Raw genomic sequence first — 23711 nt, 5'->3', positions numbered from 1 at the left:
AACTCTACCTCCACAGCGACCAGGGGTTTCAATACACCTCACAAGCATATTTCAACCTGACTAAAGAATATGGCATTATGCCCTCTATGTCAAGACGAGGAAATCCTTACGATAATGCTATGGCTGAAAACTTCTTTTCTATTCTCAAAGCAGAGTGCATTCACCGCCAGAAGATCCAAACCTTAACACAGGCTCAGGAACTGATTGACGACTACATCCATTTTTACAATTTCGAGCGTTTCCAAATCAAATACCGACTGACGCCAGCCGAAAAACGGCGTCAGTCGGCTTAACACAAAGATATTCTACGATTGGCTTTTCTCTTTTGTGTCTATCTTTCCTGGGGCGGTTCATCTGCTGAAAGGCTTTTATTTTCCTGGAGCGGGCAACGAGATTCGAACTCGCGACCCACGGCTTGGGAATTGGAAAACTGGACTTTTACTGATTTTATCTAGTTACCCCGAAGTCAATATAATCAAGGGTTTGCGGCCTATAGTTGTTCTACTCGTTATATAAATTCTACTGTTTTTTACTGGCTATTCCTACCCACGTTCCTACCCAACGTAGTTACCCTTAAACTATCTTAAAGATACATCAATAACAAATGCCTTGATTAAAACATCCCCAATAGAAAGTTGTTCAGCTTGCCTGTCCAACTTTCTTACCAAGCCTACATAATCATTTTTAAAAGCCTGCCTTCTGCTGCTTTTGTCATCTGGATCCCATTGTTTACAATTAAACCAACCAACAAGATATACACCATGATTACATTCGTTTTCTTTAAGATAACCGTTAGCCAATTGTGTTTCCATTGCAGACTCAAGCTTATCGTGCCAGCATCCCTTGGCTTCAATAATTACCTTTACAACATCATTGGTATTTGTATTAGAAACCGCTTCAACATGAATGTCTGTCCGTTGACCTGAAGTTCCGCCCCTGTTTCGTCGAATCTCAACTTCCCGATTCAGAACAACGCCTCGGTTTACTAACTCGTATTCCAATAATACTTTAATCAAGTCTGAAAAATCGTTTTCAGACTTAGGTCTATATTGGTGATCTCTTACTTTATCCCATAAAGCAAATGCAAGCGGTGTCTCACCTTGCATTTTATATTGTATCTGCCGTAGCCCATCAATTACTACTTCCAGAAGATGATCTCCATTTTTTACAAGCCTTGACCTATTGGATTTAATAAGAGATAAAACCTCCTCTGAGGTAGGAGGCATCCAAATTCTTTGGTGCCTTGCTTTTTGGGCTCTATTTAAAATAACTACTAACCAATCATGTTTAGGTAATTCTTTTACGATTTTTGATAGTGCAATGACTGCCTCATCGCTGCCCTTTTCAACCAAGAGTTCTAATACTTTAGATCGTACTTTTGTTAAATCATCACGAGGCGTTGGTGAATATACTCCTTCGTGATGTGGATCCTCTTCATAAGGAAAATGTTTTACTATCCAAAGATATAAGATTCCAAGCTGCTCTTCATTTAATTTCGGCATCAATTTTAATGCCATATTATCCCATGGAGACGTCATACTTAACATTAACTCTTTGCCAAATTCTACATCAATTTTCATAGTCTCCATGATTAAATTCCACACACACAAACCCTCAGAATCTAAAAGAAATTGGGTGTATATAATCGCCTTTTCTCTGTTCCTTCTAGTTTTCAAATTAATTTTCGCATGCTTTATTGCAGGTTCGTACTTTATCAATGATAGTTTTTGTAATAAAAATGACATTACCTCACTCTTTATCCCACGCCGCTTAAGTTTTGCAAAGACTGATGCGGCTAGATCATCATTCCAGATGTAATCAAACTTATTAAGTCTATATAAGTATCCTGAGTTTTTAATGACCTTATCAATTGCTTTTAATGCAGAACTAATAACTTGTGTTGGATCTTTTGTGTGTGCTAATTTAATAACTCGTTGGTGAAATTCTCCATCCTGATTATCAACCCATTCTGGATAGCACATAATTACTGGTATCCACTTTTTCCAAACCTCAATAGGAATTATTTCAAGCCGCTCAGGAGAATGTGAATATAATAAACGAATAGCTTTAAATCCGGCAAAATCAGGCGCATAAAACTTATCTGAACTAATCCACTTATCTGGCTCAGGGTTTCTATTAATTAAATAAAGTTCGGCAATGGCAATAATTCTTGATTGGAGATTTCCTTCAATAATTTTCCACCCCGGCAGATCTGCAATATTTGATAAATGATCACTCTTAAGTTGATCTCCGGATTCATCAAATGTTAGTAAGTGGCACAAATTCCACCAATCATTTAAAATTCCGCTTTCCACTCTTTCTACAAATGTATTCACTCTTTCTTTCATGTTAAAGCCATCACGATTCTTTGTCTTTGCTTTTCTTTCTTCTCTCACTTCCCATTCTTTTCGCTTCAAATAATACTCTTTCTGTTTCTCAGCATATTTTGAAGACAACTCAATAGCAGAAAAAGAGCTTGCAAAAATATCAGCTATATCGGGATTTTTTTGATATATAGCGAAGATCTGTGCACTCACATCAGGTAGATTACCTCCTCGATACCAAATATGATCTAATAAATACGCCCAAAATCTTTGCTCATCTCTACTTGGTAATATATTTGATGTTAACTTTTCCAACAACCAATTAATATCTTCAGTATAAATAAGTGAAGGATTGCTACTTACGATATCCTGTGCTAATTCTTGATTCAGTTCATAATTACTTATCAAGAATTCAAAAAACATTCTCCGCCTAGTCATATCATCATCTGAAAAACAATATTTTTCCCCAAAAATACTTTTATAGTTCCGTATTCTACGTAAAATAACAGGAATTATACTTTCAATTACTCCTGGAACGTTTAAGTTTTTCCATCCAAGTTGTAGTATTTTTTCTGGAAATATATCAAGAATCGTCATTTCTTCATCATTATATTGAGATAAAACCCACTTTACTGCAATAGGCAAATCTAAAGGCTTCAATCCATTCAAAATATGGTCTGATATGAAAGAACTATCTAAGTAGTTATTTCTTTGAGTTGGAGTTAATATACTAAAAAGCTCTTCTGCTGTAATAGAATTAGGCCATACAGCTAATAGTGCATATCTTTTTAATTTGTTATGGCTATCTTGGTCCTCAGTAAATACTATTGTTCTTAACTTTGCTTTATCATTATCTTTTCCAATGCGAGAGACGACAAATGCAGCAGTGCTTCGAACCTCCTGATTATCACTCACGTCTAAAGCAATATCACTTATTATATTTCCAAGCTCTTCAAGCCCACATTCCTTAGCGATATTTAGAGCTTCAATTCTTACTGTCTCATTTTTTGCCTTGTCTGATAAGTAACATTTAAGCTGCTCTGCAAGTCCTGAGTGCTTTACTCTATCGTATCTTAGGTTTCCACTTATTGCCCAGTCAATAACCCCCGTATTATCTAGTTGAGTTAAAAACGCCTCTACAAACTCGGCTTTTAAGCAATCAGTTGTTGCAGCAATATCACCCAATAGCAATACCTCAGGTTCCATCTTCATTACTTGGCGGAACATGGTTGGAATCATTCCTGCAATCCACGCGGTTACAGGAAAAAGTTGAGGTATTAGCCGTTTTCCGTTTCTATAATTTACTGAAATTAAAGACATGATTATCTTTTCCTTAGCGGAATGAAGCTTCAAATAGTTGGCCGCCAAAAATTCACCGTAAGTTTGATGCGCCCATCCCAAAAGATTTTGCCCACGCGAGGAAAAAATTCCAGTAGCTAATGTTTCTTGTAATACACGCTCATCAATCAGGATAGGCTGCCCATCTATCTGTTCAAATCCAATTAACGCTTGAATAGGAATAGCATCGACAGAAATGTCTCCACAATTAGCAGCATTCCAAATTGTAGTCTTTCCTGTAAATATAAGTGCGGCGGCTATTCTTGAAGCAACTATAAGACGAGCTTTACTAGATAAACTTCCAGCAGTGCTAGTATTTATCCTAAAAGGATTTACCTCTTCACATAGCATTAAACAGCCTTCATTGTACATCTCTATTTGATTTCCTGGTAAATCTCCCGATGCCTTAAATCGATTGAGTAAAAACCTTAAAGTTATTGGTCTAGCAGCAAAAGAAGAAATGTTTTGACTAGCTATCTTTGCCATAAAAGCACTAATATTTATAGATTCCATACGTGCAGCATTTTCCACATCTACTCGACGCAGAGGCATAAGCTCTATAATCTTTACAGCGTCCTTTTCCCATAATTTCTTTAACCCGATTTCTAATGCAGATGGCCAGTAGCCTGTACGACAAACAATACGTAAATATAACCGATCAATTGGACTTTCTTTAAGTATTTCAAGTAATAAATTATTTAAAATCTCTACGCGAATCAAGCATTCATCAAAACTTTCAAGAGTAAGATATAGAGTTTGATGATCACTATTGCGCCAAGACTCAAATATAGGATTATGTAATATCTTCTTCTCAAGTTGATGATCGCTTTGGCAAGTATTTAAATTTACAAGTAATTCTTTCTCATTCTCAGTTTTTTCATTAATAGTAAGAGGTCTATTCATCTCAACTTCAAATGACTTACCAAGGCCAGGATCTCCTAATAAAACTAAGCATTGATAGCTTAAAAACTCTTCCAAAGGTTTGGCATTGGGATTGTGATATTTTCCATATTCAGATTGCGGATCATATAGGAACCCATTATCTAAATTTACAAATTTATCACGCGAGCACCAAAAGCGGTTCCATTTATATTTTGCCGACATACACAATCCCCCTACGACTCATTGTCCCCTTGAATGCTATTATATCAACATTGAATTTAATATGGGACCTTATTAAATAAAAAAGACAGGTGAAAACCTGCCATAATAAGTTAAGTAGAAACCTATTTTCCAACAAAAATTACTTATGAAGTTATTAACAATATTTTTAAAGGCCCAATGGTGGTTATTTTTACCATATGATTCATAACCCCCAGCTTGTTTTTCTGAGACCTCCAGCTTTTTTCTAGCTTCCCAGAATTCAGTATCAAATTTAGATTCCCATACTTCAATTTCACTACAAAACACTATTAAATCTTCTTCCTTAGATTTTTTAAAAACTTCAAAATATTTTTTATGACTTATTATTTCAGATAAATATGTTAATTTAAGAGAATTTGGACCATCTACATATCTTTCTAATTCTGGTGCAGTTTTTAAATATTGATTTATCAATTCTCGGGTTGGTGGATAAACATGAAGAATTAAATATTTACGAAAAAACCGCAATCCCGCACATTCAGCTTTAATTCGCCATCTGCATATTTTTTAATAAAACTTTCTATTGTTGTTTTAATTTTTTTATTTTCGCTAGTACTATTGAACAATACACACAATCCGACAAATGTTTGCTCTTTTCGAAAAATCGATTGCTTTTCATAGTCTTTTATTAAATTAGAGTAAACTACATCTGGAGTTTCTACCAATAATGCTTTTTCCACATAATAATCAGCCACTGTTTTGCCTACTCCGAGCGGATTATCAAGTATACGGTATAAATCCTGATAAGATAAACTCCTTAATTGCTCTTGCCAAGTTGACCGTTCTTTATTGTATTTTTCACAATAAAGATGCGTTATGTGCTTCTCAATTTTAGCACTTATAACATCTTTATTTGAAGTTATTTGTGAAGCTAACTTTTGAGGATAATTTATATCAAGACTTGATAACGATATTTTTTCGTACATTTGTTGAAGCATAATTTCTAGGTTTTCCCGTAAACGTTCAACCGATAATAATCCATGAACTTCTTTCCATTTAATTAATAACTCTTTTGAAGAAAAAGAAAGAATAGGTTCATATATCTCTCTTTCCAATACTAAAGATGCGAGTGGTGCATATATGGAAGTTTGAACTCCATTGCTAATAACTAGGTATTGTGCTTGTATCTCCGGATGGAGACAATATTGAAGCCCTTGAACTATATACTTATACTCGAAAGGAAATTCTACACTCGGAGATTTGGCTTCAATAACCCAAAACATTTTTTTACGTATGGTTGGAATATAATCAGGATTGTAATGTTTTACCGTCTTTGCACCTTGTTCAACAGGAGGATATTTCACTTTAAAGGAGGCGTTATTATCACCATGACGTACCACTTCATAATCTCTATGATGCTCATAACCTAAAGCCTCTAATAAGGGAGTAATAAATTTTTGCTCTACAAAAGCTTCTCCTTTACCGTTGAAATCCAAATTAGTTATTTCTTTAATTAAAATCATTACCCACCCCTTAAAAACTTGAAGTTAGAAACCATTAAATTAAAATATAGCTATTAGTTTAATAATACTAAAATCTTTCGGCCTATTAAATACCCTTTTATTATCTTATGCAAAACATTCCTTCCAAAGCCTTTACCGCCGCCTCCTGCATATCCGGAAGTACATGACTATAAGTATCCAGCGTCATCTTTATGCTTGTATGCCCTAACCGCTCCGCCACCACTTTCACGTTTACCCCCTGTAATAACAGTAATGTTGCATGAGTATGCCGCAGATCATGGAATTTTACGCTCCTATCGACTCCAGCTTGAACTAACATAGTCTTGAAGTACCTAGATGTAAAATTACTTGTATCAACTACCCGGCCATAGTTATTAGCCAACACTAAGTCATTTTCTTCCCACTTATCGCCCATCAAATGTCGTTGCCAGTCCTGCCATTTCTTATACCTTCTCAGTTCCTTAGTGACATCTGCCGGCAAAGGTATTTTGCGGCGAGATGCAGCCGTTTTCGGCTCTTGAAATAACTGTCCGGATTTACTGGTAACTAGAGCCCGAACTACCTGAATTACACCCTTATTCAAATCAACACAATCCCACTTTAAGCCGAATAACTCACCAAGTCGCATACCAGTAGATAGTGCCAGTAATATGGCCATATGTTGCATTTCTCCGGTAGTCTTAGCTATATTAGTTAACGCTGCAGCCTGTTCTTTATCTAGCGGCATAATATCCTTCTTCACTAGTTTAATGGGCCTAGTGTCCTTCACTACGTTTTTTAAGAGTAGTCCGGACTTTATAGCCTGGTCAAAGCACATGCTCAAATATCGTCTTGTTGCCTTTACTGTACTGGTAGATAATCCTTGACCTTTTCTACCACCATCAGACAATAGCCAAATAAAAAACCTCTGCAAATCGGGTTCTTTTACTTTGGTTAATAGCATATTGCCAAACTTAGGCTTTACATAGTCACATAAGCATCCCTCATATTTATCGAACGACTTTATCCTTACATTAGGTTTTACGTAGTCTTGTAACCACCGGTCAATCCAATCACCCACAGTGACTTTGTCAGCGTCCGGCATTAATCCGTTTTGTACCTGGTCCAGCCATTTCTGGGCTTTTTTTAATGCCTCGCGTTTTTTCTGGAGTTCAGTCCCTTTTGAGATATCAAAGCTTTTAACAATGCGCTGGCCTGTTGCAGCATTTATCCATACAGCTTGTCCACGCCATACTCCTGGTCTATCCTTGCGTTCAAATACCGTACATTCGCCGTTAGAGCGTTCTTTAGCCATAAGTTAGCCCCCTAACAATAACATTATTTATGGAGGGATAATTCATCCCCCCACATAACACAACAGTTAATTAATCCTAAGCGGTCATAGCTCTGGCCAAGACGTCAATATCATCTATGTAATAGATCTTACAATCTTCAAGCTTGAATGCTTCTGACATGGACCTATATAATTCCTGAGTCGACTTAACTCCATAAATAAATACGTTTGTTTTAGTTCCATCTGTTTGCATAATCATTACTTTCGTCTCCATCACTGCACCCCTTTAATTAATCATTAGTTATGAAACGTCCATTTTGCATAAACGGCAATGCCTGGTTATAGGCATCATAATGGCGCAATAGTACGTTTGAGCCTTTCGGCGTTATAATCATGTCATTGGGGAAAGGCTTCTTTACTGCATATCCATCCAAGCATTGCTGTAAAGCACAATTCTGACAAACAAAGATTAGCGGGAAGGGCTTCCCAGTGATCACTGGCGGCCATGACCAAGTAACATAAAGCCTATGGCCACAATCTGAGCATAATTGGTTAGATAAATACATCTTCTCACTCTCCAATTGCCCGCCCCCGACCACTATGTTAAAATGACAGTGAGCGGGTATTTTATAAAGGTCCTGCTTACGCTCCTGTTTTTGCTTGCCGGCGAACAGGAGCATTCCTTTTACTTTCTTGCATGTAACACCTCCCAGATACAAATCAAGCCACTAGCTGCAACTTAAAATTGATTCCCAAATTCTTGCCGTTGCCACCCGTAATCTTTACGATTTTGGCAGCGGCTTTCTGCTTGTCCACTAACCGCCCCCACAAAGAAGCTGTTAGCTTAGGCAGATATCCTATCGTGAATGCCCGCCCCCGGTTAACGCTTACTTTGACTGCTACGGCGTTTTTATCGTATTGGTTTGGCTCATGGACCAAAAGGATAGTTATGACTTCCTTGCTGTACTTCTTCAAACGCATTAGAGCGGTTTGTCTAAGCCCAAAGGTTACACCAACAGCCTTCGCATTAAACTGGCCCTGCTTGGCCATTGCCCAGGCGCGCTTTAGGGCTTGGGGGCGGGGCAGTCCATGTTTTACCAAAGAGTTTGATAATGTCATTGCAATTGATTTTAGCATTTCCAGCACCGCCTTAGTTTGTTTTATAATACTAAAGTTCAACTTATCTAACTTTAGTATACTATCACTGCGCCAAGATGTCAAGACTTTAGTTTGACTTATTGAACTTTTAGTATTATTATTTAAACAAAGGTAGGTGAATGTTTTGATTAGTTACAAACCATTTTTAAAGCTATTAATTGATAGAGATATGAAAAAACAAGACGTTATTCAACTGACTGGCATCTCAAAAGCAACTATGGCTAAACTCAACACAAATGAGTATGTATCATTAGAAGTTATAGACAAGCTTTGCGCTGCCCTCAACTGTCAGCCCGGAGATTTACTAGAATATATACAAGACGATCAAGCCAAGGAAAACTAATGAATTATTCTCCTAACCTGAATAATCCGGCAAGATTCTCAATGTCCTGACTGTTCCCTTCTTAGTTAGAGAATATTTATTATGACGAGGTATTAACGTGGATACAGGAATCTCAAACATAATTGACATGGTATTAAAATACAGTCCTATTCCAATCGGTTTGTGGGGGTATTATGCGTTCCATAAACAGCATTCATTTAATAAGAAATTGCAAAAACAAAAAGCCGAGTTAGATAAAGATATTAAGTACTATGATCAACGCTTAACACTTCTTACAGAGCAAGTAAAGTTTAACCATATTAGGAGAAACGAAGATTTTAAACTTTGGACCATAAAACGACATGAAGCATACATGGACATGCATAAATATCTGACAAGACTATTTTATATGTTTGGCGAACTTCAACTTTTCTTATGGGGACCAGTGGAGATACTCACGATGACTTCTACTAATGATGTAGTTAACACATTAGAAAAGCTTGATTGTAATCAAAACGGAATTAACAAAATAGTAACTACATGGAATACAGATAAAGAACAAGCAAAAGAAATGATTGAACTATTAATGCAAAAGGATCTTAAAAAAAAAATGATGGAAATCGCCAGTATTATTAACGATAAAACTGTTCTATGGAGTTTGTATTTACCAATTAATATGAGAAACATTTTATTGAATTTTTATTTGCAAGTAGAAGAGTCTTTTCGTGAAAATGATAAGCAGCTATGGAGAACAACCAAAAATGAAGTTTTAGAAAGAAGAATAAAACAACTATTAGAAGAATGTAAGGAAATTATGAATAAAATGGTGACAGATTTATCAGGTGAATTAAGCAACAATAGTTAATCAGGAGTGACCCTACAGATTTCTTAACTTAAAACCGGCCGTCGAGCCGGCTTTTTTATGCATATCGCAGGAATCATTTGCCTTTCGGCGAACAATGTATAAAAATGGAAATATATCTGTCATAAAATGTTTAGCCATGACAACGCTATTGTTATATTTCTAACCAAAGAATTATCGTGATCTACTCTAAAGCAAGGTAAGTGATAATTATGAATGAAAGTGCTGCTGGCTTGTGGAAGGAAACGTCTAAGACAGAAATCGCAGCTACTATAGTGTTATCAGATGTTCTTAAGCCATTTCAAAGTCCACTAGAAGAATGTTATGAATGTGGAGTTGAATTATTAACACTCCCATGTAATAAACAAAATGCCGATTTACAAATTCTAGCTCCGTATTTAAAGCGCACTCTAAATGATCTCCGTGCAATTTGGAATTTACTTTTAATAGGTTACACTTCACAGGCAGGCTCCATTGCCGCAGCAACTTTTGAACACGCACTTATTGCTAGCTCTTTATTAGGCCATCCAGATAGAGTAAATAAATTAACCAGCCAGAAATACGGTGATTCTCCTTGGAGTATTAAAGATCTCTGTAAATTTCAAGCTATTCAAGCGAAAGAAGAATCAATAATTCTCGGAAAAGTAATGACCGATATGGAATTTGAAATATATTGGCAGCGAATATATGCGGCTTATAAATGGCTATGTAAAATAAAACATCCGACACTACCATCGGCAGCACATGACGCGGGATCGACATCATTGGCGGACGGCAAATATGTAGTTATGGCTCTACCTGATATTCGACCAAATAATAACCCTGTTAAATACACAATTATAGTAATTACAGTAAGCCGCCTCCATCACCTACTCAGAAATTTAGCATTAAGAATGGATCTTGATAATAAAAACGATCGGGTGAAAAGGTGGCAAAACATACTAAATAAAATAACACCTGAAACAGTTGCAGCCTATGAATCTTCAACCAACCACGAGCTTCCTTTTACTGTATATGACTCAAACTTATTTGCCTTAATAAATAATCTAATATGAAACGATTAAACTAAGGGGAGACAAAATGAACAATCCTGATCTTGATGTAAGCAAAAAGGACGGAAAAGTAATCAACTGCCTACACTGCAACAACGAGACTTATATGCATCTTATATCCACCTACAACCGCTTCTGGAACTCCGAAGAAAACTTAATCTGGGAAGACGATACCTGGAACTTATTTTTATGTCCAGTTTGTAGCGGCGTAACTTTAGAGCATATATCGATATTTAGCGAGGATCTAGATTACGAATATAGCCCTCTACACGATGAACCAGTTAGAAAACCACGAATTGCAATCCTATATCCTGCTAAAGCAATAAATTCGTTGCCAGCCCCTCACGAAGATTTGCCTGATGAGTTATTGGCAGACTACGAGGAAGCTCGTTCAATTGCACATCTTTCACCCCGTGGCTCTGCCGCCCTTTTGCGATTAGTATTACAGAAACTATCTAAGCATCTTGGAGCTAAGGGTACCAATATCAATGAGGACATAAAGTATCTTGTTAACGAAGGATTGCCTCAAAGATTACAGCAAGCTTTTGATATTGTTCGTATAATCGGTAACAATGCTGTTCACCCCGGCTATATTGATTTAAACGATAATATTGAAATAGTACATAAGCTCTTTACTTTAATAAATATAATCACAGAGCACCTCATAACACAGCCAAAGATGATCAGTAAGCTGTACGATGATCTACCTAAAGGGCAACTAAAATCTATTGAAAAGCGAAATAAAACAACAAAGCCTTAATAAATTAACATGTTTTAAGAGAGAGGTCACTATGGATTGGTTAACATTCTTTTCAAGCTCAATTAATGCTCTTGCTTGGCCAGCATCAATAATCATTGTGATTCTTATTTTAAAAAAACCTATTCTCGAATTACTTCCTTACCTTAAGAATCTGAAAATCTATAATATACAGCTTGAATTTGATAAAGGGATAAAAGAAGCAAAGAATCTTGCCGAGGTGGCAAACCTTCCTGAAATGACTCCAAATGAGATGGCCTCAACTCCCTCTAAAACCGTAAGTTCTGACATCAATAGCTCATTAATTATTGTTACACATAAAGAATTAACAACTTATTTTGACAAATTAGCAACCGATAACCCTCGTGTAGCAATTCTAGAAGCCTGGTTATTAATAGAAGATGCCATTGTGAGATATGCAAAAAAGAACAACCTATTCTATCTTAAGAAATCTACACCAACTGATATTTTAAAAATACTAGTAGAAAAAAATATGCTATCCATTAATATAAGTGAAATAATCGAACAACTTCGTATATTAAGAAACAAAAGCGTACACGAATTAGATTTCAATTTAAAGCCTAGTCAAGCTCAGGAATATATCGATCTAGCCTTACGAGTATTGGGCAGCTTAGGAATGAATGATGCTTCTTAGCTTTCTCACTTAATTCAAATCGTATAAAATATGGCCAAGTCCCCTGACCCGGGGATCTGGCCATATTTTTTATACAGAGGGCAATGCCCAAACTCTTACCTATCAATGCAAAGCAACGTCCTTTTAAATTGTCCCGGGCGGGATTGCGCCCGGGTTATTTTCTTGCCATACTACTATTTACTTGCCAGTCTATCACTCTTACTCTGCCTTTATATAGACATTCAGGCCTATCTTATAATCCGTCTCCGGTACCGACTGATTGCCCTCTGTGCTGGCCACAATGATATTCTTTCCGCTGCTGCTTTTGCCATATCGCTTAGATAGGTCAATCGTAATCGTTAACAGTTCACCTTGTTTTTCCATTTTTACATTTTTCATAAATAATCTCCCCTTCAGTTATTTAAGTTGTTTTTAGAATGTAGTGCTTTTGCCGCACCCGACTTATAGCCACAAGAAAACGGCTGCATCAGCAGCAAGCGCTTATTTCCCCAGATACCCCCTATTAGCAAACCTTTCCTGGGTATTCCTGACCTTTCAGAATTCACCCCCTTACATCGTTTTCCATTGGTAACAAAAGGGCAGCACTCCGGTTTACAATAGTAACGCTCCCTTTCGAAAAGGAGCGCTCCTTTTAAAACGCTCCTTTTGCGCTCCGTTTCAAAAAAAGTTCTCCCAGCTAATTTCCTAACCGCCTGCTCCCACGATCCGATATCCCGACCCCTAGGCAATACGCTTTAACTGTTCGCGTAAAAAATAGTAAATCGTATGGTAAATGAAGTTGCCAGCCAGGGCGGGCGGTATAAAGTTAATCCCCAAGCCATAACGCACTTCATAAGTTTTTAATGCCGCCAGGAAGGCTTTAGGCTCATACTGGGTATTGTATTTATGACCAATGATATCCGCATAGCTCCCGCCCTCAATCATCAATAAAACCTTGGCGCCTGCACTGCGTATCAATTCACTTTCAAACTGCGCCCGGCCATTGGTAAGGTTGCTGCTTAATTCTTCCAGGCTATTTTTACGCTCTACAACGATAGCACTATCAAAATACAGATCCCGCCATATCCCTAATTCATCATTAGCCGGTAGCATGACGCTGTAATCTCCAAAGTCCAGTTTACGATTTTTGTAGGCTATGTTTCGCTTCTCAAAATAGCTTGTAATATGGCCGTTCTCCTGCTCCCGGGTATCAATCAGAACTGTAAGCGACTGCAATAAGGCTTTCAGTTCACTTTCTGTGTAATGGTAATGAGTAATCAATTTCCCGCCCCCTTTTAACGCTATTTTCTCAGACTACTGTATTAAGTCATTATTTAAATGTTATGTCTCATCCCCCGCCGCCCTGCCTATCTCCCCGTTAAAAGCACGCTTCGTCATAATGACTGTCTTTAGCTGTTCCATGTCTTGTGTGGCCACGATCAATTTAAATTCATCTACCGAAAAGACTAGACCTGATTCCCACTGCCGCTTATACATTGCCTGCTCTTCATTACTGCAAATCCAACAGGCCGGACCTAATATCGACTGATAGGCCAGCGTGACCGGCAACAGTGCTGCTCCGTGAAAAGATCCTTCATAAATGGCTTTAACAATCTGTTCAACGCTTAGCGGTTCATTTTGCCGCTTTTCTTTTACTTGAAAGTCCATTCCCGGTATTGGTATTTTCATGGCCAGCTCACCTTTATAAAAAAAAGTATATAGGGTTATAGGTTTTTTTGCCGTTACCGACGTTACCACCCCCTTCAAACCCGCGCCATTACTAGGCTAACCCGGTAACGTCGTTCGTTTTTTCGGCGTTACCTTGGTGTTACCAACGGCGTTACCTCCTACTTTCTTCTTATGACTCACTATAACCGGTAACGCCGAAGGTAACGTCCCGGTAACGCCGTTTTTTTGCTCGGCGTTACCGCATAAACCCACGTATTTCCTAGCTTGATAGGCTGCGGTAACGCCGGCAACACCGTTTTTTACCCTATCCCCCTATAGATTTTTTAAACAAGCCTTTCGAAGATATATCACTCGTCGAGGTTTACCCTCGATTTTTTTCAATAATGATGTTTGGTTTTCTACCGCATTTATGAACCCATCCTGCGCCAATCGCTTTCCTAAGGTCTGCGACGTCGTATTAAAGAAACTGCCTTGTGCCTGGTAATATTTCACGACTTCCGATAAAGCCTTGCCAATGATCAAATAGTAATACTGGTCATCATACCAGCCAATAAACTGCCCCTGGCCCTCGCTATCATTACCATGAATATCCTTTACCCACACTGTATTGGTTGCCAGTAAATCAACCAGGGCCTTAACAAAGCGTACTGTGGTTTTTTCCTCGTTACTCCGGAAAGCCTGCTTAGCCCCCAAATCCGTAAAGACCTGCCATGATTCTTTAACTAGTTCGACTTTCTTATCCTCATCAATCGCCCCCACACTGGCCGCATATTCAAGCCCGGCCGCAAATCCCATATACAGCCAACTGATTTCCTCGGCCACCCTTTTATGTTGCTCGTCATTGCTGGCCATTTTCCGTAATTGAATAAACTGTTCATGAAATTGTTGCGGCAGCGTCCCCATCTGTGGTATAAGCCATTCCAGAAAGCCCCGCATGGCCATGCTATATTGCTCTGCATCAGCCTGCAGTTCTGTCATAGTCTCCGTGTCGATATCGCCCTTTTGTAATTCGATCACGACCTGCCGGGCAGCTGCACTTTGCCCTATGCTACTTACATCCTCTCCGGTGATAATGCAAAGCCCCTGCGCCGCATATGTCTTTTTGGCTGTCGAATCCGCATTGAGCCGCCCCCGCCCATGTCGATCCCCATAGCCACGACTTAACCGCTGGACCGCCTCATCCATTCGATCCGCCTCTTTCTTATTCGTTGGCGGGTGAAAGTCATCCACCACAAACAGGCAATCCTTAACCAGGAATGATTTCCGCTCTAATAGGTTCGGTGTATCTTTGAAATTGGCCGGCAAAGTTAACTTATTGGGAAAGTCACCAAAATGGGTAAGCATTAACGCCGCCACACTAGACTTCATGGCGCCGGAATGTCCCAGCAGCCAGATTAAAAAGGACGGTTCGCAGTTTCCTCGGCGCATAATCTCACACAGGGGGGCTAGGAACACAACTGCCCACAGTGTAAAGAATGTCTCGCGCGGTACTAACTCCAGAATCCTCAAGGACTTACTCATTGCTGCCGAATAATTGACCTGGCCGGCAGGCAAGCTATATCGCTCCAAATTATCCGCTGACAAGTCCACAGATAGTTTACCTTCTATATCACCGACCGCCCCCGCCCCGTGAAGGTAGTACCATTGATTTGCAATCAAACGCCAACCCATATGCCCGTATACAGTCTGTCTCTCACATTGTTCTCCTGTATGCTGTATAGCGTGTCGTAAATAATCTTTTGCACCACTTCCAGGGGCAGGATTAGCAGCAGCTCCCCAGGCATCCACTGCCCAGGCCATGGAATTAAATTTGGATGCAGGCACCTGCACAGCTGCCAATTTATGCCCACCATATACCATGCCATCAATCACAAAAATTAAGGACATTTCCTGTCCATTATCCCGCATAATTTCTTTAACAATCCGGGCCGCGAAATTGGCCAGATTTTGCTGCTTGATTTCGCCATTATCCTTGACGGTGACACGATAGAGCTTGCCCTTGATAACTTGGTAAGCGGTTCCAAAGAATAGATCATTCCATTCTTTATCATAGTCCGTAGGTTTTTCAATCCCTATCATGCCTTTCCGGATTGTTACCTTCTGCTCGTCCGGCTTGTCCTTCATCTTGCCAACTAAATCCACAATATTGTCTTTCATGTCTCCCAAAGCCCGAACCTCCCCGCCCTCGCCAGCCCGGCCCGTTGCCGCTCCGGTTCATTACTGGCAAGATCATCACAAATTACATCAATCATACATAGCAAATCGAATGCCTGTCCTACTTCCGGCCGGTCCAAGTCGCCTGTATGTTTTATAGCGTTCACTATTTCCTGAGCCCGCCAGCCTATGGCTATCAGCTTTATAAATGCGCTGTCTACAGCTTGCTTGAATTTTGCTGCAGCCTGGCGCTGCTGCCTGTCCTGCTTGATCTTACACCTAATAGCCCGCCGTTCTTCTGGGCTATTGCTATGCAAGCCCAGGTCATTTGCTAACGTTTTAATCACATCCGCTAAAGTTACGCCCCAAACCGCCGCAATGAAGTCCAGACTATCGCCAAACCAGTCACAGCCGAAACAACGAATTTTCCCTTTATCATGATTAAGCATGAGGCTGGGCGTTTTCTCATTATGTAACGGGCATAAGGCCCACAAATAGCGACCTTTCTTCTTGAAGGTAATATCGGTATATCGTTCTACCAGTTCCCTCGGATCCAAGGTTTGCTTTATGGCCTGTATCGCGCATTGATCCATAATAAAATCAGCCATACTGCACCGTCCCACCCCCACAGCCTTGCCATACGTTAACTATAGGGATTGTTTTTATTTGCTTGATGTCTGCTTGTCCTGTTAAAATTAATAATGACAAGTTTATTCACCGCCCTCTGCCGTCCTACCGGGGGCGGCTTTTGTTTTCTTAGGCCCCAGGCTCACTTATAATCTTTTCTATGTACCAGGACGGTATAAATACTCTACGGCCGACCCTTACTGAAGGGATCTTCCCCTCTGTGCACGCCTTATAAATCCCCGCTTTACTCATGGGAATAATCGTTAATGCCTCATTTAAATCGTATAGCTTTTTCCCATTTGCCATTGCTCATCTCTCCTTAGTTGTACTAGACACGATGTGTCTCGTTTATTTCTTAAAAAAAATACCGATAGGTCGGTACTTTTAAGTTTGCCTTTCAACCCAATGTGTCACCCATTTTTTTTCTTTCCAAGTCCAGTGCTTAATTGCTATTGCATTTTCAAACAGATATACAATTCCAAGATCATTCTCGATCAAATTTAAATTTTTATCAGGTGAAAGAACAGGAAACTCATTTTCAAAGTCCTTATCACTATTCAGTAAATGCCCAACAGAAGGATAATCAACCCAGAAAATTCCTCTATCAAACCTAATTTTTTTGAAAAAAATCATTTTATAGATGAACCAAGTCATATATACCGATTCGCCATAAATATAAGGTCTTTTATCTCTCAAGATATCAGTTATATCTTGAGAATCCACCCCATTCTCCAACCAACTTAATATAGTTTTTCGAGCACTGGCCACAGTCTCTACTCTATAACTAGGGTTACCGTTTAATAAATAGTATGCGGCAAATGCCTCTGACGCTGTACTATCTGGATAATCTGTTGTTCTGCCCTTACCTCTGCCCTGTCCACCTCTTATGGGTTCAGGTATTAAATTAGCCTTTTCATAACGTAATAATGTACGTCTTGTTATATTTACATCCATTGACCGCAACTCCATAAGCACCTCATCTGGTGTCAAAAAACTACCTCCTTTCCTTTTAACTAGACATCTGCCGTCCAGTTAAAATATTAATCTAAATTGAAAATTAAATCAACATACTTTTATAAAATCTACTAGTTTTTTTCTGTATTGCCTGCCTGGGTCATAAAAAGCAAAAAACCTTCAAGGTTTAAATCCCTGAAAGCTAATGGTTAAATGGTGCGCCCAGCAGGAATCGAACCTGCGCATCCGGTTCCGAAGTACACCAAAAGCTATTTTATACAGTTTCTGGAATGAACAAAACCCAGCAAAATCAGCACTTGCCGGGTTTTATATTTTCCAGGTACATGTTTTTTTACTGTTTCTATTGTCTATTGCCTGCCTTACACATTCATTTATAATAGCGCTTCTAATTGAGACTTAAATTTATTTGTATTAAGTAGCTTTATAAGGTCATCGCAAAAATAAGTCAGAAAATCATCTTCTAAAATAGCATTTTTGTTTAAATTGGATATTAAGACATCGTATAATTTTTTACCGTTTTTGTCTTTCTCTACTTCAAAGTTTTGCCTATAATCGCTGATAATTTCTGCAAGACCTCTAACTCGAAAATATTTATCGCCAATATATTTAATAAAAGCTCTATCATTTTCACGAATAATCTTTGAGTATAAATATTTTTCAACCGACTTTATTGGTAAAAATAACTTTGGCAATCCTTTATATTCATCCTTTGTGTTTGCTTGTTCTATAATGTCGCCATCTAAAACACTAATAATCTTTTTACCAACTCCCAATATATTGTTCTTAGCTAAATCAGAATGTAACCTTAAATTACTAAACCAATCACCTGCTGGAAGTACATAAATTAACTTACTACAAAACAAATCATTCATAAGAATTATTCTATCTACAAATTTTTTCGCAAGTTTATCTTCCACAAGAATTAAATAATCAAATCCATCTTGTACATATAAATCACGAATTGCATAACTTGGGTAACAAGGATTATTAATGGTAATATTCCCCTCATCATTTTCTATTTGGAAAATATTCCTAGGATTTATTCGCCTAATTATTTCAGCAGAATGCGATGAAAAGACCGTTGTTAAATTGTATTCTCTAATCAATTCTTCCATAAAACTGACAAGCCTATTAATAGCTCCAGGATGAATAGCTAATTCCACCTCATCAATAAGAAATATGAGTTTTGTATCCTTTGATATTTTCCCTCTTATAATTACATTATAAACAAAATGAAGTAGTGTAATAAGCATACATTCGCCTGAACTCATTGCTAATTGACTAATAATACCTCTTGAAGTTTCATAGAAATAAGGCACTCCCTTAAATCCAAAAGAATCTGCAATTTTCCTATTTCTGATTCTCTTTAATTTTTTATAGTGCTCTTTATCACCATGAAGAATTATACTTAGTTTTTCAATTATAAATGAATCCGCATCAACAATATGATTTTTTTGTATCAATTCAGGAAGCACAGATTCTGCAATTGATGCATCAGAAAATCTTGTTCCATAAAATATGCTTCCTTCATAAAATCCTGGCAATCTAATTTCAGATGGATGGGATTTAACTTCCCATCTTTTAAAGCCTTGGCTATACACCCAGCAATCCTCTCGGCCATCAAACTTAAATTTCACAAAAGAATTTTGATTGTAATCTAAAGAGCTAAGCTTAGATAACGAAGATTTTCGTATTAATTGGGAAAGCGCTAGCATTAGTGTACTTTTTCCTGATCCGTTAGTACCAACAACCGCATACAATCCTTTTTCAAGAGGCAATTCAAGGCGTAGGTTAGTAAGATTTTTTATTTGATTAATTTCTAATTCAATGTAATCATGCAATACTATCAACTCCATTATAAATTCATTTTTTAATAATTTACTCTTTTTACAGAAAGTCCTGCTAAATTCATCTAATCCTTTACAAAATCGTTACCCCACTAAAAACGCCGCAACAGCCTGCACAGCCACATCTTAAATATCCGGAAGTAAATGCGAATAGGTATCCAAAGTCATTTCAATACTGGCGTGCCCAAGCCTTTCCTGCACGATCTTAAGGTTAATACCATCTAGCAGCAACAGGCTTGTATGAGTATGCCGCAAATCATAAAAAGTAAAACTTTTGTCTATGCCGGCCGCTTTAAGCAAGTCTTTATACTTCTTGGGCGAAAAATGCTTAGGGTAATAGCACTTGCCAAAGGTCCCGCCAATGATCCAATTATTATCCCGTAATTATCCCCTAGTTTTTCCTTGTGCCACTCCTGGTGCTTCTCGTGTACCTTCGCGTTTTAGTAGATCCTTTTTTAATAGTTCTACTCCATAAAACGTATTATTTTTTCTCTATTCCTACCCACGTTCCTACCCAAACACAAAAAAGCCTTCTAGCAAATCGCTAGAAGGCTTAAGTTTCCTGGAGCGGGCAACGAGATTCGAACTCGCGACCCACGGCTTGGGAAGCCGGTACTCTACCACTGAGCTACGCCCGCATAATATAGGAACTACAAGGATTACACAATATTCAATCTCAAATGTACACCGTCGGGTATACTCCCCAACGCATATTATTATACCCTATCGAGCTATAAAATACAAGATGCCGCCCTATCATTACCCGCAAGTTATACAAAGACAACAGTATTTTTCGTTTGCTTCGCCTGGTACAAGGCCTTATCTGCCTGCCTAATGAGATCGTCCTGTTCCACACTGTCGCACAAACTGACCGCCCCAATACTAACTGTCAATTTTAGAATTGCCGGTGAAGAGTTAAAATCAAAGCCGGCCACACTCTGTCTAAGTCGTTCGGCAAGCCTTGTCGCCCCTTCTCTCTCCGTATCGGGAAGAATAACAGCAAATTCCTCGCCACCCCAACGGACAACACAATCGGTCCTTCTGATACTCTTTTGAAGAATAACCCCGATTTGCTTTAATACTATGTCGCCAACTAAATGCCCGTAGGTATCATTAACCTGCTTAAAGTCATCAATGTCTACCATAAGTAAGGAAACGGAGATTTTCTTACTTCTCACGTCCAACAAAACCTTTTTTAGAAAGAGCCCAAAAAAACTTCGGTTATATAGTCCTGTCAATTCATCCTTAAAAATGTTTCGGATATATAAGCCACACTTAAAACCAAAGAAGGCGTCAATAATTCCAACTACTAACCAGACTATTTCGGCGGAAAAGTACTGTTGAGCAAAATATCCTATCATGTGTAATAGCAATACATTAGCAAAAATAATAAACGGCGCCTTGGTTGCAAATGAAATGTCCAATATAACCATTCCTCCGATTGTAGCTACCTCAGATACGCCCGTCACGAGTTTTTATATACCCGCTAAGAGTTAGCAAATAATTTGTTGCGCAGCCATCCTATTGGCATTATCTACGCGCCTATTCATCGGCGATGCATATCTGCTAAAGGCTATTCGAGAGAATTCTTCTGTTTACCTGCAGAACTTGTTCTAAAAAACAAGCTGCCGGAGGCTCCGGCAGCTTGTCTATTGGCAAGTCTTTTATATCTTAAACTGAGTTGCGATTTGCTTGAGCTCCCCAGCCATCGTGGACAGCGCGCCCGCACTGGAGTTGATCTCATGCATGCTGGCGTTTTGCTCCTCGGCAGAGGCCGCCACCATCTGCGCACTGGAAGAAGTCTCTTCCGCGATAGCACTGATATTCTGTACCCCGGCGACCATGCCTTCCGTTCCCTGCGCCATCTCTTTGACCGATGCTGCAATCTGGGATATTCCTTCCTTAACACTCATCAGTTTTTCATTAATCGCCACAAAGCCCTGTTGGGTATTATAGACTGTTTCCGATCCCCTCTTCACTTCTTCGCTGGCATTGCCAACGCTTTGTACGGCATGCTCGATTTCACTGCCCATTTTTTCAATAATTTCTTCAATATTCTGCGTAGCTCCGGCACTTTGTTCCGCCAGCTTCCGCACTTCCTCGGCCACCACGGCAAAGCCGCGGCCTGCCTCACCGGCCCGCGCCGCTTCAATGGCGGCATTTAAGGCTAACAGGTTAGTCTGTCCGGCAATTCCGTTGATCAGGGCCACAATGCCTTTGATATCGTTTGACCCCTGGGCCAAGCTGGCCGTTACCGAATTGATATCCGCCATCGCCTGACTGACTGTTTCATTCTGACTGACAACTTCCTGCAGCAGTTTCATCCCCGCTTCAGCCTCAGCCACCGCCGTCTGCGTATTATAGTCCAGTTCACCGGCACCGGCACTAACCTGTTCGGCTCCGGCCGAAATTTGCTCCAGAGTCGCCGAAATGTCATTGATGCTGTTAGCATTTTGTACCGAACCGGCCGCAATGTCCTGAATGCTTTGAGCCACTGAGTCTACCGACTTGATTTGCTCATCTACCGTAGCGCTCAGTTGCTGGCTGGAAGAGGCCAGCAAGGAGCTGCTGGTTTGAATTCTTTGAGTAAATTCCTTTAAGGTATGGCGCATTTTTATAATAACCAGTCCCATGTCGCCAATTTCATCATTGCGGGTTGGATGTAAGTCAGGTTGAGTAAGATCCAACTCACCAATTTGAGCCAGCGACTGACTAACATTTTTAAGCCGTCCCGCCAGGTTCCGTCCATACCAGCTAACTAAAGCAACCGCAAGCAGCAAAATACAGAGACTGCCAACGGCCAGCTTAACCATCATACCTTGGTTGTCGCTGATCATGCCCTGGCCTTTGTCATTAAGATATTTCTCCTGGATAGTCGATACAGCGATAAATTGATCATCAATCTGCTTTACCAAATTCCGCCCCTCAGTCGTATACTGAGTCAGCAGTGGATCATTGGCTTTCTTGGCGGCAATCACCTTGTCACCTATAGCCACATAGGCTTCAACCAAGTTCTTAAGTTTGCCGCCTTCTTCTTTGCTGTCAGTCATGGTGGAATCCTGGTTATATCTTCCAACAGCCTCCAAGCTCTTTTTTAAATTGTTGCGATACCCTTGCTCATATGTCGCACTCCCGTCAGGATAAAATAAAAATCCTCGCATGTCCAGCAAGGCTCTGGTAAAGTCGGTATGTGCGTCCTTTAAAGTCATTGCCCGGGTAACTGTATGGTTAATGATACTCTCCGCAGTGCTGTTGTTATCGGCTAATTGATACAACGACATCCCCAATAACGATGTCAACAAGATGATGGTTATACTGAACATGATCCCCAACTGGAGGCCCATAGGCAACCTCCTCATTTTCATACCTGCCACTCCTTCTTTTATAAAGCATCCTAAGTAATAATTCTTCAACGAATTTCTCTAAGAAACTCGGATTTCCTTCAAAATATTATCTAAACTAGTAATTTCTTGTAGAAATCAAGCGCCTTCAATTCCTTTAAAACGCAAAAAAACACATACTTAAAAGTATGCGTTATCCTCTACATAATATGGTGCCTCAGGACAGAATCGAACTGTCGACACGAGGATTTTCAGTCCTCTGCTCTACCGACTGAGCTACCGAGGCAAAATAAAATGGCGACCCGGAAGGGACTTGAACCCTCGATCTCCGCCGTGACAGGGCGGCATGTTAACCACTACACCACCGGGCCGTACTTAAGGCCGAATGACCAGCCAAATATGTGATTGGTGGGCGATGACAGGATCGAACTGCCGACATCCTGCTTGTAAGGCAGGCGCTCTCCCAGCTGAGCTAATCGCCCGTATAAAATGGTGACCCGTGGGGGAATCGAACCCCCGATACCGCCGTGAAAGGGCGGTGTCTTAACCGCTTGACCAACGGGCCATGAGTGGTGATCCACCCGCGACTCGAACGCGGGACACCCTGATTAAAAGTCAGGTGCTCTACCGACTGAGCTAGTGGATCATGCCGTCTCACAAGATATGATTATATAGCAACATTATATTATTGTCAACTACATTTTCTAAAAAAATTACAGGTGCGACAAATACCGCAGGTAGATATAGCCATT

General features: G+C 39.5%; 22 protein-coding genes and 6 tRNA genes. 6 read left to right on the top strand and 22 right to left on the bottom strand.

Going from position 1 to position 23711, the window contains the following annotated elements; all coding sequences use genetic code 11:
- Positions 1 to 293 (top strand): IS3 family transposase (locus BMW43_RS20155; protein WP_143050574.1); only part of this gene is annotated, 293 nt, incomplete at its 5' end.
- A gap of 285 nt (positions 294 to 578) precedes the next feature.
- Here the strand turns inward: BMW43_RS20155 and BMW43_RS20150 are convergent.
- From BMW43_RS20150 to BMW43_RS20125, 5 genes are all read right to left on the bottom strand, one after another.
- A complete protein-coding gene (locus BMW43_RS20150; protein WP_091752185.1) occupies positions 579 to 4766 on the bottom strand; it encodes an NACHT domain-containing protein in 4188 nt (1395 codons plus the stop codon).
- 72 nt (positions 4767 to 4838) lie between these two features.
- Positions 4839 to 5273, bottom strand: a complete 435-nt coding sequence (locus tag BMW43_RS20970) for a hypothetical protein (protein ID WP_143050675.1) — start codon at positions 5271 to 5273, stop codon at positions 4839 to 4841.
- Entirely contained in the window at positions 5249 to 6268 is a 1020-nt protein-coding gene (locus tag BMW43_RS20140; protein ID WP_091752179.1) for a type I restriction enzyme HsdR N-terminal domain-containing protein, read from the bottom strand. Before BMW43_RS20140 ends, BMW43_RS20970 begins: the two co-directional genes overlap by 25 nt.
- A 100-nt stretch (positions 6269 to 6368) precedes the next feature.
- Positions 6369 to 7562, bottom strand: coding sequence for a tyrosine-type recombinase/integrase (locus tag BMW43_RS20135; protein WP_091752176.1), 1194 nt, complete (start codon positions 7560 to 7562; stop codon positions 6369 to 6371).
- 699 nt (positions 7563 to 8261) lie between these two features.
- A complete protein-coding gene (locus tag BMW43_RS20125; RefSeq protein ID WP_091752170.1) occupies positions 8262 to 8678 on the bottom strand; it encodes an HIRAN domain-containing protein in 417 nt (138 codons plus the stop codon).
- A gap of 136 nt (positions 8679 to 8814) precedes the next feature.
- On the opposite strand from BMW43_RS20125, the gene BMW43_RS20120 reads away from it, so the two are divergent.
- The 5 genes from BMW43_RS20120 (at position 8815) to BMW43_RS20100 (ending at position 12347) form a co-directional block, all read left to right on the top strand.
- Positions 8815 to 9042, top strand: a complete 228-nt coding sequence (locus BMW43_RS20120) for a helix-turn-helix domain-containing protein (protein WP_245732647.1) — start codon at positions 8815 to 8817, stop codon at positions 9040 to 9042.
- A gap of 97 nt (positions 9043 to 9139) precedes the next feature.
- Complete coding sequence (locus tag BMW43_RS20115; RefSeq protein ID WP_091752165.1) at positions 9140 to 9886, top strand: hypothetical protein; 747 nt, start codon at positions 9140 to 9142, stop codon at positions 9884 to 9886.
- Positions 9887 to 10095: 209 nt separating this feature from the next.
- The gene (locus BMW43_RS20110) at positions 10096 to 10938 is read left to right on the top strand and encodes a hypothetical protein (RefSeq protein ID WP_091752162.1); all 843 of its coding nucleotides are present in this window, start codon (positions 10096 to 10098) and stop codon (positions 10936 to 10938) included.
- 25 nt (positions 10939 to 10963) lie between these two features.
- Positions 10964 to 11695, top strand: coding sequence for a DUF4145 domain-containing protein (locus BMW43_RS20105; RefSeq protein WP_218140743.1), 732 nt, complete (start codon positions 10964 to 10966; stop codon positions 11693 to 11695).
- A gap of 31 nt (positions 11696 to 11726) precedes the next feature.
- A complete protein-coding gene (locus BMW43_RS20100; protein WP_091752159.1) occupies positions 11727 to 12347 on the top strand; it encodes a hypothetical protein in 621 nt (206 codons plus the stop codon).
- Positions 12348 to 12545: 198 nt separating this feature from the next.
- On the opposite strand, the gene BMW43_RS20095 is transcribed toward BMW43_RS20100, so the two are convergent.
- The 17 genes from BMW43_RS20095 to BMW43_RS20020 form a co-directional block, all read right to left on the bottom strand.
- Positions 12546 to 12725, bottom strand: a complete 180-nt coding sequence (locus BMW43_RS20095; protein ID WP_091752156.1) for a hypothetical protein — start codon at positions 12723 to 12725, stop codon at positions 12546 to 12548.
- 342 nt (positions 12726 to 13067) lie between these two features.
- A complete protein-coding gene (locus BMW43_RS20090) occupies positions 13068 to 13607 on the bottom strand; it encodes an ERCC4 domain-containing protein (RefSeq protein WP_091752152.1) in 540 nt (179 codons plus the stop codon).
- A 60-nt stretch (positions 13608 to 13667) separates the two neighbouring features.
- The gene (locus BMW43_RS20085) at positions 13668 to 14015 is read right to left on the bottom strand and encodes a hypothetical protein (RefSeq protein WP_143050674.1); all 348 of its coding nucleotides are present in this window, start codon (positions 14013 to 14015) and stop codon (positions 13668 to 13670) included.
- Positions 14016 to 14327: 312 nt separating this feature from the next.
- Positions 14328 to 16181, bottom strand: coding sequence for a hypothetical protein (locus tag BMW43_RS20080; protein WP_091752146.1), 1854 nt, complete (start codon positions 16179 to 16181; stop codon positions 14328 to 14330).
- The gene (locus BMW43_RS20075) at positions 16169 to 16777 is read right to left on the bottom strand and encodes a CHC2 zinc finger domain-containing protein (RefSeq protein ID WP_091752143.1); all 609 of its coding nucleotides are present in this window, start codon (positions 16775 to 16777) and stop codon (positions 16169 to 16171) included. Before BMW43_RS20075 ends, BMW43_RS20080 begins: the two co-directional genes overlap by 13 nt.
- A gap of 148 nt (positions 16778 to 16925) precedes the next feature.
- A complete protein-coding gene (locus BMW43_RS21935) occupies positions 16926 to 17102 on the bottom strand; it encodes a helix-turn-helix domain-containing protein (protein WP_369324077.1) in 177 nt (58 codons plus the stop codon).
- Positions 17103 to 17180: 78 nt separating this feature from the next.
- Positions 17181 to 17786 carry a hypothetical protein gene (locus BMW43_RS20070; protein WP_091752140.1) on the bottom strand — a complete coding sequence of 202 codons (606 nt, stop codon included), beginning with the start codon at positions 17784 to 17786 and terminating at the stop codon, positions 17181 to 17183.
- A gap of 356 nt (positions 17787 to 18142) precedes the next feature.
- The gene (locus BMW43_RS20065) at positions 18143 to 19612 is read right to left on the bottom strand and encodes an AAA family ATPase (protein WP_177173699.1); all 1470 of its coding nucleotides are present in this window, start codon (positions 19610 to 19612) and stop codon (positions 18143 to 18145) included.
- Positions 19613 to 19744: 132 nt separating this feature from the next.
- On the bottom strand, positions 19745 to 19981 hold the full coding sequence (locus BMW43_RS21930; RefSeq protein ID WP_281246142.1) for a tyrosine-type recombinase/integrase: 237 nt from the start codon (positions 19979 to 19981) through the stop codon (positions 19745 to 19747).
- Positions 19982 to 20181: 200 nt separating this feature from the next.
- A tRNA-Gly gene (locus BMW43_RS20055) sits at positions 20182 to 20256 on the bottom strand.
- A gap of 132 nt (positions 20257 to 20388) precedes the next feature.
- Entirely contained in the window at positions 20389 to 20979 is a 591-nt protein-coding gene (locus BMW43_RS20050; protein ID WP_245732648.1) for a GGDEF domain-containing protein, read from the bottom strand.
- Between the two features lie 303 nt (positions 20980 to 21282).
- A complete protein-coding gene (locus tag BMW43_RS20045; RefSeq protein ID WP_091752128.1) occupies positions 21283 to 22983 on the bottom strand; it encodes a methyl-accepting chemotaxis protein in 1701 nt (566 codons plus the stop codon).
- Positions 22984 to 23169: 186 nt separating this feature from the next.
- Positions 23170 to 23245 (bottom strand) — tRNA-Phe (locus BMW43_RS20040).
- 9 nt (positions 23246 to 23254) lie between these two features.
- A tRNA-Asp gene (locus tag BMW43_RS20035) sits at positions 23255 to 23330 on the bottom strand.
- Between the two features lie 35 nt (positions 23331 to 23365).
- Positions 23366 to 23441, bottom strand: a tRNA-Val gene (locus BMW43_RS20030).
- 8 nt (positions 23442 to 23449) lie between these two features.
- Positions 23450 to 23524, bottom strand: a tRNA-Glu gene (locus BMW43_RS20025).
- Between the two features lie 5 nt (positions 23525 to 23529).
- A tRNA-Lys gene (locus BMW43_RS20020) sits at positions 23530 to 23605 on the bottom strand.
- Between the last annotated feature and the right edge of the window lie 106 nt (positions 23606 to 23711).

Source organism: Propionispora vibrioides (assembly GCF_900110485.1).
Classification (GTDB): domain Bacteria; phylum Bacillota; class Negativicutes; order Propionisporales; family Propionisporaceae; genus Propionispora; species Propionispora vibrioides.
This window is presented reverse-complemented; position numbering and strand designations above follow the sequence as displayed.